A 13,049-nucleotide genomic window follows, 5' to 3' on the forward strand; every position below is an offset into this window, starting at 1 on the left:
GGAACACCTCGCCCGCCCTGCGGGTTATGATTGCATGACCGCGCCCTTCTCATGGATCCGGCCCGAGCCACAGGGCATCTACATCGCACCCGCCGATGTGTGGATCGATCCCTCGCGTCCCGTGCCGCGCGCGCTCGTCACCCATGGTCACGCCGATCACGCACGCGGCGGGCACGGGCAGACCATCGCCACCCCGGCGACGCTGGCGATCATGGAGCTGCGCTACAACACCCGCGAGGGCGCGGTTCCGGCGGCCTATGGCGAGCGCGTGAGCCTTGGCGGCGGTGTGACCGCGACCTTCGTTCCCGCAGGCCACGTGCTCGGGAGCGCGCAAATCCTGCTCGAACACGCGGGCGAGCGGGTCATCATCACCGGCGATTACAAGCGTGCCCCCGATCCGACCTGCGAGGCCTTCGCCGTCACCCCCTGCGATATCTTCATCACCGAAGCGACATTCGGCCTGCCGGTCTTCGCGCATCCGCCGATCCGTGATGAAATCGCCAAGCTATTGAAATCGCTGGAGGGTGAGCCGGAAAGCTGCGTCCTCGTCGGCGCCTATGCGCTGGGCAAGGCGCAACGGGTGATCGCTGAATTGCGTGCCGCGGGACATCATGACGTCATCTGGCTGCACGGCGCGATGGAGGCCATGTGCCGGCTTTACGAGGAGCTCGGCGTGGCGCTGGGCGATCTGCGGTTGGTAAGCGATGCGCCCTCGAAGGAGGCGCTGCGCGGCCACATCATCCTCGCCCCGCCTGCCGCGCTCAATGATCGCTGGAGCCGCCGCCTGCCCGATCCGGTCACCGCCATGGCGAGCGGCTGGATGCGGGTGCGCGGCCGCGCGCGGCAGCGCGGGGTCGAGCTGCCGCTGGTGATTTCCGATCATGCCGACTGGGGCGAATTGACGCAGACCATCGCCGAGGTGAACCCGCAGGAAACCTGGATCACCCATGGCCGCGAGGAGGCCCTGCTACGCTGGTGCGCGCTGAACCAGCGCCGCGCCCGTGCGCTGGCGCTGGTTGGTTACGAGGACGAGGATGACTGAGCCCCTCGCCCTCGCAACAAAGGCAGACTTACTTGATCGCAGCCAGATCGGTGCCGATCTTGCCCAGCAGCTCGTCGCTGATCATGCCCTGCGAGAACGGGGCCAGCGCCTTGAGGCTGAGGCTCTTGAACTGCTCGTAGGCCGGGTGCTGGTCGATACCGGCGAGATACTTGTCGAGCACGGCCTTGGCGCGCGCATCGGCGACGAGCGCTTCGATCGGGGTGTCGACGGTGAAAGCGGCAGCCGGAGCAGCCGGGGCATCGTTCTGGGCCAGCGCGGCAACGGGCGCGGTCACAGCAGCAGTGGCAAGGCACAGAGCGGCAAGCGGAGCGAACTTCATAGAGGCGATTCCTTGATGGCGACACGGAGCGGACGAATGTCCGCATCGCGCTCTAGCGGATTTGCATGGCTGCGCAATGAACCACAGGCGCAATCCTGATGGAGGCATTCGCCGCCCTGCTCGACGCGCTGGTCTACACCACCAGCCGCAATCGCAAGCTGGCGCTGATCGCGGCATACCTGCGCACCGCGCCCGATCCCGACCGCGGCTGGGCGCTGGCGGGGCTGACCGGCGGGCTCGATTTTCCGAGCGTCAAATCCTCGACCATCCGCAATCTGATGATGGAACGGATCGATCCGGTGCTTTGGACGCTCAGCCGGGATTTCGTCGGCGATACGGCCGAAACCGCGAGCCTGCTCTGGCCCGCGCCCGATGGGGCCGCACCGCAAGGCGATCTTTCGCTCGCCGAAGTGGTGGAGCGGCTTTCCGGCCTCACCCGCACCACCGCCCCCAAGGAACTCCCCGCGCTGTTCGACCGGCTCGATGCGCGCGGGCGCTTTGCCCTGATCAAGCTCGCCACCGGCGGGATGCGCATGGGCGTCTCGGCACGCCTGGCCAAGACGGGTTTCGCACAGGCCTTCGATGTCGCAGTCGAGGAGGTGGAGGAATATTGGCACGCCCTCAGCGCCCCCTACACCGAACTTTTCGATTGGGCGGCAAGCGGCGCGCCCCCGCCCGATCTCGCCAATGTGCCGCGCTTCCGGCCCTTCATGCTCGCCCACCCGCTGGAGGACGCTGAAGTCGATCTCGCCGACTATGCCGCCGAGTGGAAGTGGGACGGGATCCGCGTGCAGCTGGTCAAAGCAGGCGGGGAAACGCGGGTCTATTCGCGCTCGGGCGACGATATCTCCGCGACGTTCCCCGAATTGCTCGATGTGCTGCCCTTCGACGCGGTGCTCGACGGGGAATTGCTGGTGCGGGCCAATACCCAACTGGGACGCGCACAAGGCGGCGAAGCGGGGGGTGCGGCGAGTTTCAACGCGCTCCAGCAGCGGTTGGGGCGCAAGAGCGTCTCGACCAGGATGCTGCGCGACTACCCCGCCTTCGTGCGCCTCTATGACGTCATGCTCGCCGACGGCACGGATTGGCGCGAGCACCCGTGGAAGTTGCGCCGCGCAACTTTGGAGGGGCTGATGGCGCGGCTGCCGGAGAGCCATTTCGATCTGTCCGCGCTGGTCGAGGCGGAGGATTTCGCCCACCTCGCCCGCATCCGCGACACCGCGCGCGACGAGGCGATCGAAGGCCTGATGCTCAAGCACCGGGAGAGCGCCTATGTCGCCGGACGCCGCGCCGGACAGTGGTTCAAATGGAAGCGCGATCCGCTGCTGATCGACTGCGTGCTGATGTATGCCCAGCGCGGCAGCGGCAAGCGCAGCAGCTTCTATTCCGATTACACCTTCGGCTGCTGGGCGGGCGACCCTGATGCCGGAGCCGAGCTGCTCCCCGTGGGCAAGGCCTATTCGGGCTTCACCGATGCCGAGCTGAAGCAGCTCGACCGCTTCATCCGGCAGAACACCATCGCCAAGTTCGGCCCCGTGCGCGAGGTGACGCGGGCGCTGGTGTTCGAGGTGGCATTCGATTCGGTCCACACCAGCAAGCGCCACAAGAGCGGCCTCGCCATGCGCTTCCCCCGCATCCACCGCATCCGCTGGGACAAGCCCGCGCATGAGGCGGACCGGATCGAGGGGTTGAGGGCGTTGATAAAGGACTGAGCGCGGCGTAACTCACCCTCACACCAAAGGGAGAGTTCCATGTCCTATGCCACCGCTGCGCTGGCCACCTATGCCAATATGCTCGGCACGCTCGACAACCTCGTCGTCAAGGCGAGCGCGCATGAAAAGGGCGCCGCGCTGCTGCAGGCGCGGCTGGCCGAGGACATGTTCCCGCTCCACACCCAGATCCGCTTCACCATCGCGCAGGTGCTGATCGCGCTCGACCGGTTGGGCAATCTCGGCCTCACTCTCGACGAGAGCGAGATCACCAGCTTCCCCGATGCCCGCGCGCGGATAGCCGCGGCGCGCGATCTGGTGATTGCGACCGATCCCGCCACCTGGCCCTCCGCGGGCGATACCGTGGAATTCGATCTGCCCAATGGCATGGCCTTCACGATGCAGGCACACGAATATTGCCGCGACTGGGCGACCGCGCAGTTCTATTTCCACCTGATGAGCGTCTACGCGATCCTGCGCGCCGAGGGCGTGCCGATCGGCAAGGCCGACTACGTGCCCTACATGATGAAATATCTGAAGCAGCCCGCAGGAGCCTGAGGTCACCCCCCATGCACCGCTACGATCCCGCCCGCCAACGCCTCGCACTCGGCCTTGCCGGGCTGGCGGGGCTGGTGGATGCGACCGGGTTCGTGGTGGCGGGGGGCTATTTCACCTCCTTTATGTCGGGCAACACCACCCGCATGGGGGTGGAGCTGGTGGAGCGTCCCGCGCTGGCGCTGGCGCCGCTGGGGCTGATCGGGTGCTTTCTGGCAGGCGTGATTGGCGGTGCCATGGTCGGCAAGCGGGTTCGCGGGCGGCACAAGCGGGTGCTGCTCGGACTGGTCGCCATCATGCTGGGCGCAGGCGCGGGATTGCTGGCGGCGGGCCTGCCGCTGCCGTTCCTCGCGCTGTCGGCGATGGCGATGGGCTGCGCCAATAATGTCTTCGTGCGCGACGGGGAGGTGACTGTCGGCGTGACCTACATGACCGGCGCGCTGGTGCGCTTCGGGCAGGGCATTGCCGCCAGACTGGCAGGCGAGCCGCTGACGTCAACGCGCGGTTATGGCCTGTTGTGGAGCGCGCTGGCGACCGGCGCGGCGGCGGGCGGGGCCTTGTGTGTGGCCGCGCCGCTGCTCGCGGCAGGCCTCGCCGTCTGTTCTGCGCTGGTCTTGTGGGGGTTCGCCTTCAGGGTCGAGCGCTAGAGCGTTACTGCCAGCACCTTCTGACGCGCGGTTCCGCCACGCTCCAGCACCACCCGCGAGGGCGCCAGCCCGAGCGCCCGCGCCATCACCTCCAGCACCGCCTGATTGGCCGCACCCTTGTCGGCTGGGGCGCGCACCTTCACCAGCACGGCCTCGGGGGTGAGGGTCACGCTCTCCTCGCGCGCGCCGGGGGTGACCCTGACGGCGAGACGGCCCCGCGCATCAATCCGCGCCCGCAGCGCATCTGCATCCGGCAAAAGCGCCGGGGGACGCGCCATTATTGCCCGAGCGCCGCCGCCACAGCCTCGGCATGGTGCCTGGCGTTCTCGGCATAATGCGCCACGCCGATGCGCATGCCGGCAATCGCAGGTTCGGGCAGATCGCGCATCTTCACCGCCGGACGCCCCGCCCACAGCTCGCGCTCACCCATCACCTTGCGCTCGGTCAGCATCGCGCCCGCGCCGAGCATCGCGTCCGAGCCGATCACCGCCTTGTTCATCACGATGGCGCCGAGACCCACGAAACCGCGATCATGGATCGTGCAGCCGTGCACCATCGCCATGTGGCCGATCAGCACATCGTCGCCAATCACCAGCGGACAGCCATCGGGATCGCCCGGACGCGGCGGATCGCAGTGGAGCACGCTCCCGTCCTGGACATTGGTGCGCTCCCCGATGCGGATCGAGAAGACGTCGGCACGCAGCACGCAATTGTACCAGATCGACGAACCCGCCCCGATCTCGACATCACCGATGATGGTGCAGCCGGGTGCGATGAAGGCGCTTTCGTGGATCCTTGGCGTCTTGCCGTGGATCGGGATGATGTTGACACCGGGGCGCGTGGTCATGGCTGGTTCTCCCATTGCTCTCGGGTGATGGCGTATTGGATGAACGGTTCCGGATCGGCCGGATCGGTAAAGTCGAGGTCCGCGCGTCGCAGCATGCCAAGCTTCTCCATCAGCCGCCAGCTACCAACGTTGGCCTCGCAGGTCAGGGCGACAATTCGCGGCGCGGCGTGGGCGGAAAAGCCCCTGTCCACCACCGCGCGCATCGCTTCATGGGCATAGCCCCGCCGCCAGCGGTCCTCGCGCACCAGCCAGCCGATCTCGGCATCGCCGGGATTGGGCGCGAGCGGATGGTCGACCCGCTTCATCCCGCAATGGCCGACGAACTCGCCGGTCTCGCGCTCCCACATCATCATGAAGCCGAACCCGTCGGATTCCCACAGCGCCTGCGTGCGGGCGTGCTTTTCGGCGATCGCCTCGCGGGTCTTCACCCCGCCGAGGTGCCGCATCACCGCGGGCGTGTTGAGATGGCGCAGCTGCAGGTCGATATCGCCGGGTGCGATCTGCCGCAGTTCAAGCCGCTCGGTTACGAGAACCGCGTCACCCATTCAGCAGGCGGGCGACGTGCGCTGCGTGATAGGTGAGCACCCCGCTGCATCCCGCGCGCTTGAAGGCGATGAGCTTTTCCAGCACCAGCGCATCGCGGTCTCCGATCCCGGCGGCCTGCGCGGCTTCGATCATCGCGTATTCGCCGGAGACCTGATAGGCGAAGACCGGCACGTCGAAGCGCTGCTTCACGCGGTAGATGATGTCGAGATAGGCAAGGCCCGGCTTCACCATCACCGAATCCGCGCCCTCCGCGATATCGAGCGCAACTTCGCGCATCGCCTCGTCGGCATTGGCGGGGTCCATCTGGTAGGCCTTCTTGTCGCCCTTCAGCAGCCCGCCGCTGCCCACCGCATCGCGGAACGGGCCATAGAAGGCGCTGGCATATTTGGCGGCGTAGCTCATGATCTGGACATTGGGATGCCCGTTCATCTCCAGCGCCATGCGGATCGCGTGGATGCGGCCGTCCATCATGTCCGACGGGGCGATGATATCCGCACCCGCATTGGCCTGATTGACCGCCTGATCGACCAGCACGGCAACCGTCTCGTCATTGATGACATAGCCTGCATCATTGACCAGCCCGTCCTGCCCGTGGCTGGTATAGGGATCGAGCGCGACGTCGGTCAGCACGCCGATGGCATCGCCGCAGGCGTCCTTGATCGCGCGGATCGCCTGGCACATCAGGTTGTCGGGATTATGCGCCTCGGCCCCGTCATCGGAGCGCAGTTCGCGCGGGGTGTTGGGGAACAGCGCGACCACGGGGATGCCGAGATCGACCGCCTCTTTGGCGCGCGCGACAATCCCGTCGACCGACCAGCGGGATACGCCCGGCAGGGTCGCGATCGGCTCCTCGACGCCCTTTCCGGACGTCACGAACAGCGGCCAGATCAGATCGCCGGGGGTCAGCACGGTTTCGCGGTGCAGCGCGCGGCTCCACCCATGGGCACGGGTGCGACGCAGGCGGGTGTTGGGATAGCTTCCAGTCATGGGCGCAAGACTTACGCCGATAATCGGCTGGACGACAAGCTCTCGTTACAGTGCGCGGCCTAGAGCTTGCCCTTGCGGGCCACGTCGACCTTTTCGATCTCGCGATCGGGTTCCTGCGCCTCGCCCGCCTGCGGGGCGAGCTCCTCGAGCGCCTTGCCCGCCTCGATCTCCTTCAGCAGCATCAGCTGGCGGCGGAAATCGATCAGTTCGGTGCCGGACAGCTCGGCGCGGGTGACGAAGGCGACGCTGGAGGGATTGATCACGCGCCCGCCGCGATACATCTCGTAATGGAGGTGCGGGCCGGTCGAGAGGCCGGAGGAGCCGACATAGCCGATCACCTGGCCGCGGCGCACCTGCATCCCGGCACGCACTGCCATCGCGCTCATGTGGCAATAGCGCGTCGACAGCCCGCCGCCATGCTCCAGCCGCACCGCGATGCCGCAGCCGCCCGAACGACCGGCCGAGGTCACCCGCCCGTCCGAAGCCGCGACGATCGGCGTGCCCCAGCGCGCCTTGAAATCGATCCCGGCGTGCATCCGGGTGTAGCCGAGGATCGGGTGACGGCGCATCCCGAAGCCCGAAGTGATCGGCCCCGGCACCGGCGCCAGCAGTCCGCGGCGCTGTTCGCCAACGCCCGAGGCCTCGTAGAAGCGCCCGTCGCTGCCCCAGCGCATCAGCTGGGTGCGCGGCTTGCCGCCGCGATCGACCCCGGCATAGAGCAGCTTGCCCGCCTGCCGTTCGCCGGTCGCGGCACGGCGATACTCGACGATCACGTCGAATTCGTCGCTCGGGCGCAGCTCGCGGTCCATGTCCATCTGCGCGTCGAGCGTCTTGAGATATTCCTGCACCGCGCTCGCCGGAACGCCTGCCTGGCGCATCGAGCGGTAAAGGCTGCTGCCGATCGAGCCGCGCACCCGCAGCGGGGTGGCATCGACGCGGATGACATTGCGCTTCAGCGCCAGCGGGCCATTGGGCATCACCGGCGTGCCATCCGGCAGGGTCTCGCCCACGCCCGGACGGGTCAGCTCCAGCTCGAGATCGAAGCGCGCCCGGAAGGCGAGGCTATCGAGCGGGCGCGGCTCGCCGGGGGCAGGGCGGCGGCCGAGCAGCACATCCATTTGCGTGCCGGGGGTAATCTCGCCCAGCGGCACGGCTCCGCCCACCAGAGCGGCGGCGCGGTCCACATCGCCCGAGGAAACGCCCGCACGGCGCAGCATCGAGGCAAAGCTGTCGCCCGGCGCGAGCGTCACGACCAGCTGGATCTGCGGCCGCTCCGGCGCGCTCTTCAGCGGCACGACCTGCGCGGTCGGCCCCATGCGGCGACCCGAATCCGCGCCCAGCGCCAGCGGCAGGATCATCTGGCTGCGCAGCTCGCTGTGCACCTCCTCGTCCTGCGGCATGGAGGGGCGCGCTTCGAGCGGGGTGAGATCGGGCCAGAAAGCGAGCGCGAGCGCACCGAGGCCGACCATCGTGCCGAGCCCGCGAAACCAGCGGCGGCTGCCGACATTCTCGGCCAGATCAGGCGCGAGATCGAGCTTGTCGAACCACGCCGAGGCCGCCTCGCGCCACGCCTCGTAGCCCTCGCCCAGTCCGCCCAGCTGCGCGCGCAGGCGGGTCTTGGCCTTCTGGGCCGCGCTCGGCGGGGCGAGCTTGCGGGAATTGCGCAGATAGGGCAGCAATTCGCGCGCGGTTTCGGGATCGATCACGGGGCCAGCCGGCAGGGGGGCAGGCAGCATCGGGGGCACGGCGCCGCGCGGGCCAGCACCCTCGCCGGAGCCGTCCTCGCCCTCGGGCAGATCCTCGAGATTGCGCGCGTGATCCAACAGTCCTGCCCCGGGCACCGCGCATCCCGTGCGGACGCGCCCGGCTGTGCCTTGTCCCATTTCTCTGCCCGATCAAAGTAAATCCGGCGTTAACCAGCGATCAAATGTGTCCCGGGTGCGATAAGGCGTTGTCCCTAGGTGGCTGCCCCGTCCACCTTGCCCCGCTGCACCAAGCCTGCAAGAACCGCGCGGTCGTGACATTGCCCAACCCTCCCCGCCCGGCCGAAGACGCCCGCGTGCGCGCCGTGCTGGGGCCGACCAACACCGGCAAGACGCACCTCGCGATCGAGCGGATGTGCGGCCACTCCTCCGGGATGATGGGCTTTCCGCTGCGGCTGCTGGCACGCGAGGTCTATGACCGGGTGCGCGCAATCAAGGGCGACAATCAGGTCGCGCTGATCACTGGCGAGGAGCGGATCGAGCCGCCGCAGGCGCGCTATTTCCTCTGCACCGCCGAAGCCATGCCGAGGACGCGCGGCGAACACGCCTTCGTCGCGCTCGACGAGGCGCAATTGGGCGCGGACCCGGAACGCGGGCACATCTTCACCGATCGTCTGCTCCACGCACGCGGGCGCGAGGAGACGATGATCCTCGGCAGTGCCACATTGGAACCGATGGTGAAGGCGCTGATCCCCAAGGCGGAGATCACCAGCCGCCCGCGCTTTTCAACCCTGAGCCATGCGGGCGTGTGCAAACTCTCGCGCCTGCCCAAACGCAGCGCGGTGGTCGCCTTCTCGATTGAGCAGGTCTACGCCATGGCCGAAGCCTTGCGGCGTTTCCGCGGCGGGGCAGCGGTGGTGATGGGCGCGCTTTCGCCCGAGACGCGCAACAAACAGGTCGCGATGTTCCAGGCGGGCGAGGTCGATTACATCGTCGCCACCGACGCCATCGGCATGGGGCTGAACCTCGATCTCGATCATGTCGCCTTCGCCTCGCTCAGCAAGTTCGACGGGCGGCGCAAGCGTCGCCTCACGCCTTCGGAAATGGCGCAGATCGCGGGACGCGCCGGGCGGCACCAGCGCGACGGCACCTTCGGAACGCTGGCTGGGACGGGCAAGGGTGACGGAGAGCCGCTCGCCTTGACCGACGAGGAAGTCTACGCGATCGAGGAACACCGCTTCGCGCCGCTCACCCACCTGTTCTGGCGCGATGCAGATCCCCAGTTCGACAGCCTGCCCGCGCTGATCGCCGATCTCGAGGCGCGGCCCGACAAGCCGGTGCTGAAAGCCGCGCCCGAAGCGATCGACCTCGCCGTGCTGCGCCGTCTGGCGGGCGAACCGCTGGCGGCTTCGGTGCGCGGGGCAGGCGCGGTGCGGCGGTTCTGGGAGGCCTGCTCGCTCCCCGATTTCCGCAGCCTCGGCATCGAACAGCACGCGCGCTTCGTTGCGCGCTTGTGGGATGACCTCTCAGGCGGCTATCTCGGCGCCGATTTCGTCGCCGCGCGCATCGCCGAGCTTGACCGGATGCAGGGCGACATCGACACGCTGCAAGGGCGGATCGCCGCGATTCGCAGCTGGGCTTACATCTGCCAGCGGCCCGATTGGGTGCTGGCACGCGACGAAATGGCCGCACGCGCACGCGCGGTCGAGGCGAAGCTTTCGGATGCGCTGCACGCGCGGCTGACCGAGCGCTTCGTCAACCGGAGGACGACACTCTTGATGAAATCGCTGGGGCAGGACGCGGGCGCTCTGCCCGTCACGCTCGAACCCGATGGCCACCTCACCGTGGAGGGCGAGAGCATCGGACGGCTCGAAGGCTTCCGTTTCCATGTCGACCCGAACGCGGGCGTGGCCGACCGGCGGATGCTGCTCGCCGCGGGCGAGAAGGCGCTGCCTGCGCTGCTGGCGGAACGTGCCGAGTGGCTGCTGACGCAGGGCCTTGGCGAGCTGGCCATTTCCGGCGGTGCGATCCGTTGGCAGGACCGCGCGCTCGCCGAGATCACCTTCCCCGGCCAGCCGGGCGCAGGCCATTTCGGCACGCCGCGCCTCGTGTTGACGCGCGATGTCGCGCTGCTTCCCGATGCCGCCAAGGCCAAGCTCGAAGCAGGCCTTGCCGCGTGGCTCGACAAGGAGCTCGAACCGCTCGCCCCCTTGCGCAAACTGGCTGATGCCGCGCGCGATCCCGAGGCCGGCTCGCAAGCGCGGGCGCTGGTGATCACGCTCATCGAAGCGCGCGGGGTGATCAGCCGCGAGGATGCAGGGCTTGAGAACCTGCCCAAGGAAATGCGCCCCTATCTGCGCAAGCTTGGCGTCACCTTCGGCGCGCTCGACATTTTCGATGCACCGCTGCTGAAGCCCGCCCCGCGCCGCCTGCTCCATGCGCTGGGGCTGGACAAGCGCGCGGTGCAGGAATCGATGCTGCCGGTGCTGGCCGAAGGGAGCTGGGCCAAGGGCCGCCTTCCCGCCGGATACCGCTATGCCGGAAGCCAGGCGATCCGCGTCGATCTGGCCGAGAAGATACTGCGCGCCGCCTTCGATGCCCGCGCCGTGGTGACCACCGCCCACCCCAAGGAGCGCAACCTGCCGTTCCGGCTCGACCTGTCGCTCGCCGTGTCGATCGGACTGGAGCCGGAGAATGCCCGCCGCCTGCTCGGCAGCGCGGGCTTCCGCTGTGAACGCGCGCGCGCGCTGCCCGAAGGGGCCCACGGCGCGCCCGCGCCTGATCGCTGGTACTGGCGTCCGCGCCGTCCGGGCGAGACTCAGGACCGGCGCGGCGAGCGTCGGCATGGCGAGCGCTCGAAGTCGCGGCCCGAGGGTGAGCGCAAGCCTCGGCCCGAGGGCAAGCAGCCCGACAAGCGCCAGGACCGCCGTCCGCAGCAGGGCAAGCCCGGCGTGAGCCAGCGCCGCGATCAGCGCCCTGCGCCCAAGGTGGATACCGGCCCGGCCCGCGCCGGCGGAGCCTTCGACAAGCTCGCGGACCTGCTCAAGGGATGAGCGCAGCAGCGTCGATCAGGATCGACCGGCTGCTCGTCTACCTGCGCTTCGCCCGCACGCGCTCCGCCGCTGCCGCGATGATCGACGCCCACGCGGTGCGCCGCAACCGCGCCCACGTGCTGCGCGGTGCCGAACCCGTACGCGTCGGCGATGTGCTGACACTGGCGATCGGCGGCGGGGTGCGGGTCATCACCATCACCTCCCTGCCCGACCGGCGCGAATCTCCGGCGCTGGCCTGTTCCCATTATCGCGAGGTTGACGCTGACGGGCTTGACCCTAAAGGGCAAATGACCATAGCAGCATCGCCTCTTGCGGTTGGTGTGCCAGCCGCTGATTCCGAAGTTGATCATCTGAAAGAGCCGCAATGACTTACGTCGTCACCGAAGACTGCATCAAGTGCAAGTACACCGACTGTGTGGAAGTGTGCCCGGTCGATTGCTTCTACGAAGGCGAGAACATGCTGGTGATCAACCCCAGCGAATGCATCGATTGCGGCGTGTGCGAGCCGGAATGCCCGGCCGAGGCGATTCTGCCCGATACCGAGGACGGGCTGGAGAAGTGGCTCGAACTCAACACCAAGTATTCGGCGGTGTGGCCCAACATCACCAGCCAGAAGTCCCCGCCCGAAGATGCCGATGCGCACAAGGGCGAGAAGGACAAATTCGAGAAGTTTTTCAGCGAAGCGCCGGGCGAAGGCGACTGATATTGCTAGGCTGTCTGCCAATCTGCGAAGATTGGCGGATGCGTGCAATCGCCGACTCGCAATTTTGTTGCGGGTGTGCTATATAATCCGCGACCGTGTCGGCCCGGGCTCTTGCCGGGGCGCGGCGCAGGCGTTGAAACCAGGAAGGCCGCCCACCAGCAACCCCCCTCAGGATGATCGAACCCGGTGCTTTTGCCTCACCCCCGAGGCAGGGTCGCGCCGCCGGGAAGATTGTCCCTCTCCCCTTGCTGGATGGCCCACAGAAAGGAACTTGCATGGCAAGCACCGCAAACGCATTCACCGTCGGCGATTATGTTGTTTACCCGAAGCACGGCGTGGGCCGCGTGATCGAGCTCCAGAGCGAGGAAATCGCCGGGATGCAGCTCGAACTCTATGTGCTGCGCTTTGAAAAGGAGCGCATGACGCTCCGCGTGCCGGTCAACAAGGTCGAATCGATCGGGATGCGCAAGCTGTCGTCGGACAAGACGCTCAAGCAGGCGATGGAAACCCTCAAGGGCAAGCCCAAGGTGAAGCGCACCATGTGGTCGCGCCGCGCGCAGGAATACGAAGCGAAGATCAACTCGGGCGACCTCGTGTCGATCGCCGAAGTGACCCGCGATCTGTTCCGTCCGGAAGACCAGCCCGAGCAGTCCTATTCGGAACGCCAGATCTTCGAAGCGGCCTCCAGCCGTCTCGCCCGCGAACTCGCGGCCATGGAAGAGACCGACGAGCCGACCGCACTCGGCAAGATCCTCGACGTGTTGCGTGAACACGCGCCGCAATATTACGATACCGCCGAAGAAGCGTAAGACGCCTTCGTCCGGACACGACATCAAGGGCTGCCCCATGGGGCGGCCCTTTTTGTTTGCGCTGGATAATCGCTAGGTGTATTAGGCGAGCAATACGCTATACCCAGC

14 protein-coding genes are annotated in these 13,049 nt (G+C 67.5%); 8 read left to right on the forward strand and 6 right to left on the reverse strand.

The genetic code is table 11. From position 1 onward, the window contains the following. Positions 1-34: 34 nt before the first annotated feature. Complete coding sequence (locus tag RSE14_RS09760) at positions 35-1,042, forward strand: ligase-associated DNA damage response exonuclease (protein WP_324073195.1); 1,008 nt, start codon at positions 35-37, stop codon at positions 1,040-1,042. Between the two features lie 28 nt (positions 1,043-1,070). On the opposite strand, the gene RSE14_RS09765 is transcribed toward RSE14_RS09760, so the two are convergent. Further along, positions 1,071-1,382 carry a hypothetical protein gene (locus RSE14_RS09765; RefSeq protein WP_324073197.1) on the reverse strand — a complete coding sequence of 104 codons (312 nt, stop codon included), beginning with the start codon at positions 1,380-1,382 and terminating at the stop codon, positions 1,071-1,073. A 98-nt stretch (positions 1,383-1,480) separates the two neighbouring features. On the opposite strand from RSE14_RS09765, the gene RSE14_RS09770 reads away from it, so the two are divergent. The 3 genes from RSE14_RS09770 to RSE14_RS09780 are packed head-to-tail and all read left to right on the forward strand — an operon-like array spanning position 1,481 to position 4,293. Beyond that, complete coding sequence (locus RSE14_RS09770; RefSeq protein ID WP_324073199.1) at positions 1,481-3,094, forward strand: cisplatin damage response ATP-dependent DNA ligase; 1,614 nt, start codon at positions 1,481-1,483, stop codon at positions 3,092-3,094. 39 nt (positions 3,095-3,133) lie between these two features. Next, entirely contained in the window at positions 3,134-3,649 is a 516-nt protein-coding gene (locus RSE14_RS09775) for a DUF1993 family protein (RefSeq protein ID WP_324073201.1), read from the forward strand. Between the two features lie 11 nt (positions 3,650-3,660). Next, a complete protein-coding gene (locus RSE14_RS09780) occupies positions 3,661-4,293 on the forward strand; it encodes a YoaK family protein (RefSeq protein WP_324073203.1) in 633 nt (210 codons plus the stop codon). On the opposite strand, the gene RSE14_RS09785 is transcribed toward RSE14_RS09780, so the two are convergent. The 5 genes from RSE14_RS09785 to RSE14_RS09805 are packed head-to-tail and all read right to left on the reverse strand — an operon-like array spanning position 4,290 to position 8,514. Beyond that, complete coding sequence (locus RSE14_RS09785; RefSeq protein WP_324073205.1) at positions 4,290-4,571, reverse strand: DUF167 domain-containing protein; 282 nt, start codon at positions 4,569-4,571, stop codon at positions 4,290-4,292. The two genes, RSE14_RS09780 and RSE14_RS09785, sit on opposite strands and share 4 nt — an antisense overlap. Further along, a complete protein-coding gene (locus RSE14_RS09790; protein WP_324073207.1) occupies positions 4,571-5,140 on the reverse strand; it encodes a gamma carbonic anhydrase family protein in 570 nt (189 codons plus the stop codon). Before RSE14_RS09790 ends, RSE14_RS09785 begins: the two co-directional genes overlap by 1 nt. Next, the gene (locus tag RSE14_RS09795; protein WP_324073209.1) at positions 5,137-5,685 is read right to left on the reverse strand and encodes a GNAT family N-acetyltransferase; all 549 of its coding nucleotides are present in this window, start codon (positions 5,683-5,685) and stop codon (positions 5,137-5,139) included. Before RSE14_RS09795 ends, RSE14_RS09790 begins: the two co-directional genes overlap by 4 nt. Next, positions 5,678-6,673 (reverse strand): porphobilinogen synthase, encoded by a 996-nt coding sequence (gene hemB / locus RSE14_RS09800; protein WP_324073212.1) that lies wholly within the window; start codon positions 6,671-6,673, stop codon positions 5,678-5,680. Before hemB ends, RSE14_RS09795 begins: the two co-directional genes overlap by 8 nt. 59 nt (positions 6,674-6,732) lie before the next feature. Continuing rightward, a complete protein-coding gene (locus tag RSE14_RS09805) occupies positions 6,733-8,514 on the reverse strand; it encodes a M23 family metallopeptidase (RefSeq protein ID WP_324073213.1) in 1,782 nt (593 codons plus the stop codon). A 275-nt stretch (positions 8,515-8,789) separates the two neighbouring features. Between RSE14_RS09805 and RSE14_RS09810 the strand changes: the two genes are divergently transcribed. The 4 genes from RSE14_RS09810 (at position 8,790) to RSE14_RS09825 (ending at position 12,941) form a co-directional block, all read left to right on the forward strand. Next, positions 8,790-11,429, forward strand: a complete 2,640-nt coding sequence (locus tag RSE14_RS09810; protein WP_324076885.1) for a helicase-related protein — start codon at positions 8,790-8,792, stop codon at positions 11,427-11,429. Then, positions 11,426-11,797, forward strand: a complete 372-nt coding sequence (locus tag RSE14_RS09815) for a S4 domain-containing protein (RefSeq protein WP_324073215.1) — start codon at positions 11,426-11,428, stop codon at positions 11,795-11,797. Before RSE14_RS09810 ends, RSE14_RS09815 begins: the two co-directional genes overlap by 4 nt. Beyond that, on the forward strand, positions 11,794-12,132 hold the full coding sequence (gene fdxA / locus RSE14_RS09820) for a ferredoxin FdxA (RefSeq protein WP_324073219.1): 339 nt from the start codon (positions 11,794-11,796) through the stop codon (positions 12,130-12,132). The genes RSE14_RS09815 and fdxA overlap by 4 nt, the downstream gene beginning before the upstream one ends. Before the next feature lie 275 nt (positions 12,133-12,407). Next, positions 12,408-12,941: a CarD family transcriptional regulator gene (locus tag RSE14_RS09825; RefSeq protein ID WP_324073222.1), complete on the forward strand. Its 534-nt coding sequence runs from the start codon at positions 12,408-12,410 to the stop codon at positions 12,939-12,941. Positions 12,942-13,049 lie beyond the last annotated feature (108 nt).

The organism is Erythrobacter sp. (genome assembly GCF_035194505.1).
In the GTDB taxonomy this organism is placed as follows: Bacteria; Pseudomonadota; Alphaproteobacteria; order Sphingomonadales; family Sphingomonadaceae; genus Erythrobacter.

What these genes read in the sequence shown, in the direction of transcription:
- RSE14_RS09825 (WP_324073222.1), top strand. Translation starts at nt 12,408, where the DNA reads ATGGCAAGCACCGCAAACGCATTCACCGTCGGCGATTATGTTGTTTAC.
- RSE14_RS09790 (WP_324073207.1), bottom strand. Translation starts at nt 5,140, where the DNA reads ATGACCACGCGCCCCGGTGTCAACATCATCCCGATCCACGGCAAGACG.
- RSE14_RS09765 (WP_324073197.1), bottom strand. Translation starts at nt 1,382, where the DNA reads ATGAAGTTCGCTCCGCTTGCCGCTCTGTGCCTTGCCACTGCTGCTGTG.
- RSE14_RS09785 (WP_324073205.1), bottom strand. Translation starts at nt 4,571, where the DNA reads ATGGCGCGTCCCCCGGCGCTTTTGCCGGATGCAGATGCGCTGCGGGCG.
- RSE14_RS09795 (WP_324073209.1), bottom strand. Translation starts at nt 5,685, where the DNA reads ATGGGTGACGCGGTTCTCGTAACCGAGCGGCTTGAACTGCGGCAGATC.
- RSE14_RS09775 (WP_324073201.1), top strand. Translation starts at nt 3,134, where the DNA reads ATGTCCTATGCCACCGCTGCGCTGGCCACCTATGCCAATATGCTCGGC.
- RSE14_RS09760 (WP_324073195.1), top strand. Translation starts at nt 35, where the DNA reads ATGACCGCGCCCTTCTCATGGATCCGGCCCGAGCCACAGGGCATCTAC.
- RSE14_RS09780 (WP_324073203.1), top strand. Translation starts at nt 3,661, where the DNA reads ATGCACCGCTACGATCCCGCCCGCCAACGCCTCGCACTCGGCCTTGCC.
- fdxA (WP_324073219.1), top strand. Translation starts at nt 11,794, where the DNA reads ATGACTTACGTCGTCACCGAAGACTGCATCAAGTGCAAGTACACCGAC.
- RSE14_RS09810 (WP_324076885.1), top strand. Translation starts at nt 8,790, where the DNA reads ATGTGCGGCCACTCCTCCGGGATGATGGGCTTTCCGCTGCGGCTGCTG.
- RSE14_RS09770 (WP_324073199.1), top strand. Translation starts at nt 1,481, where the DNA reads ATGGAGGCATTCGCCGCCCTGCTCGACGCGCTGGTCTACACCACCAGC.
- RSE14_RS09815 (WP_324073215.1), top strand. Translation starts at nt 11,426, where the DNA reads ATGAGCGCAGCAGCGTCGATCAGGATCGACCGGCTGCTCGTCTACCTG.
- hemB (WP_324073212.1), bottom strand. Translation starts at nt 6,673, where the DNA reads ATGACTGGAAGCTATCCCAACACCCGCCTGCGTCGCACCCGTGCCCAT.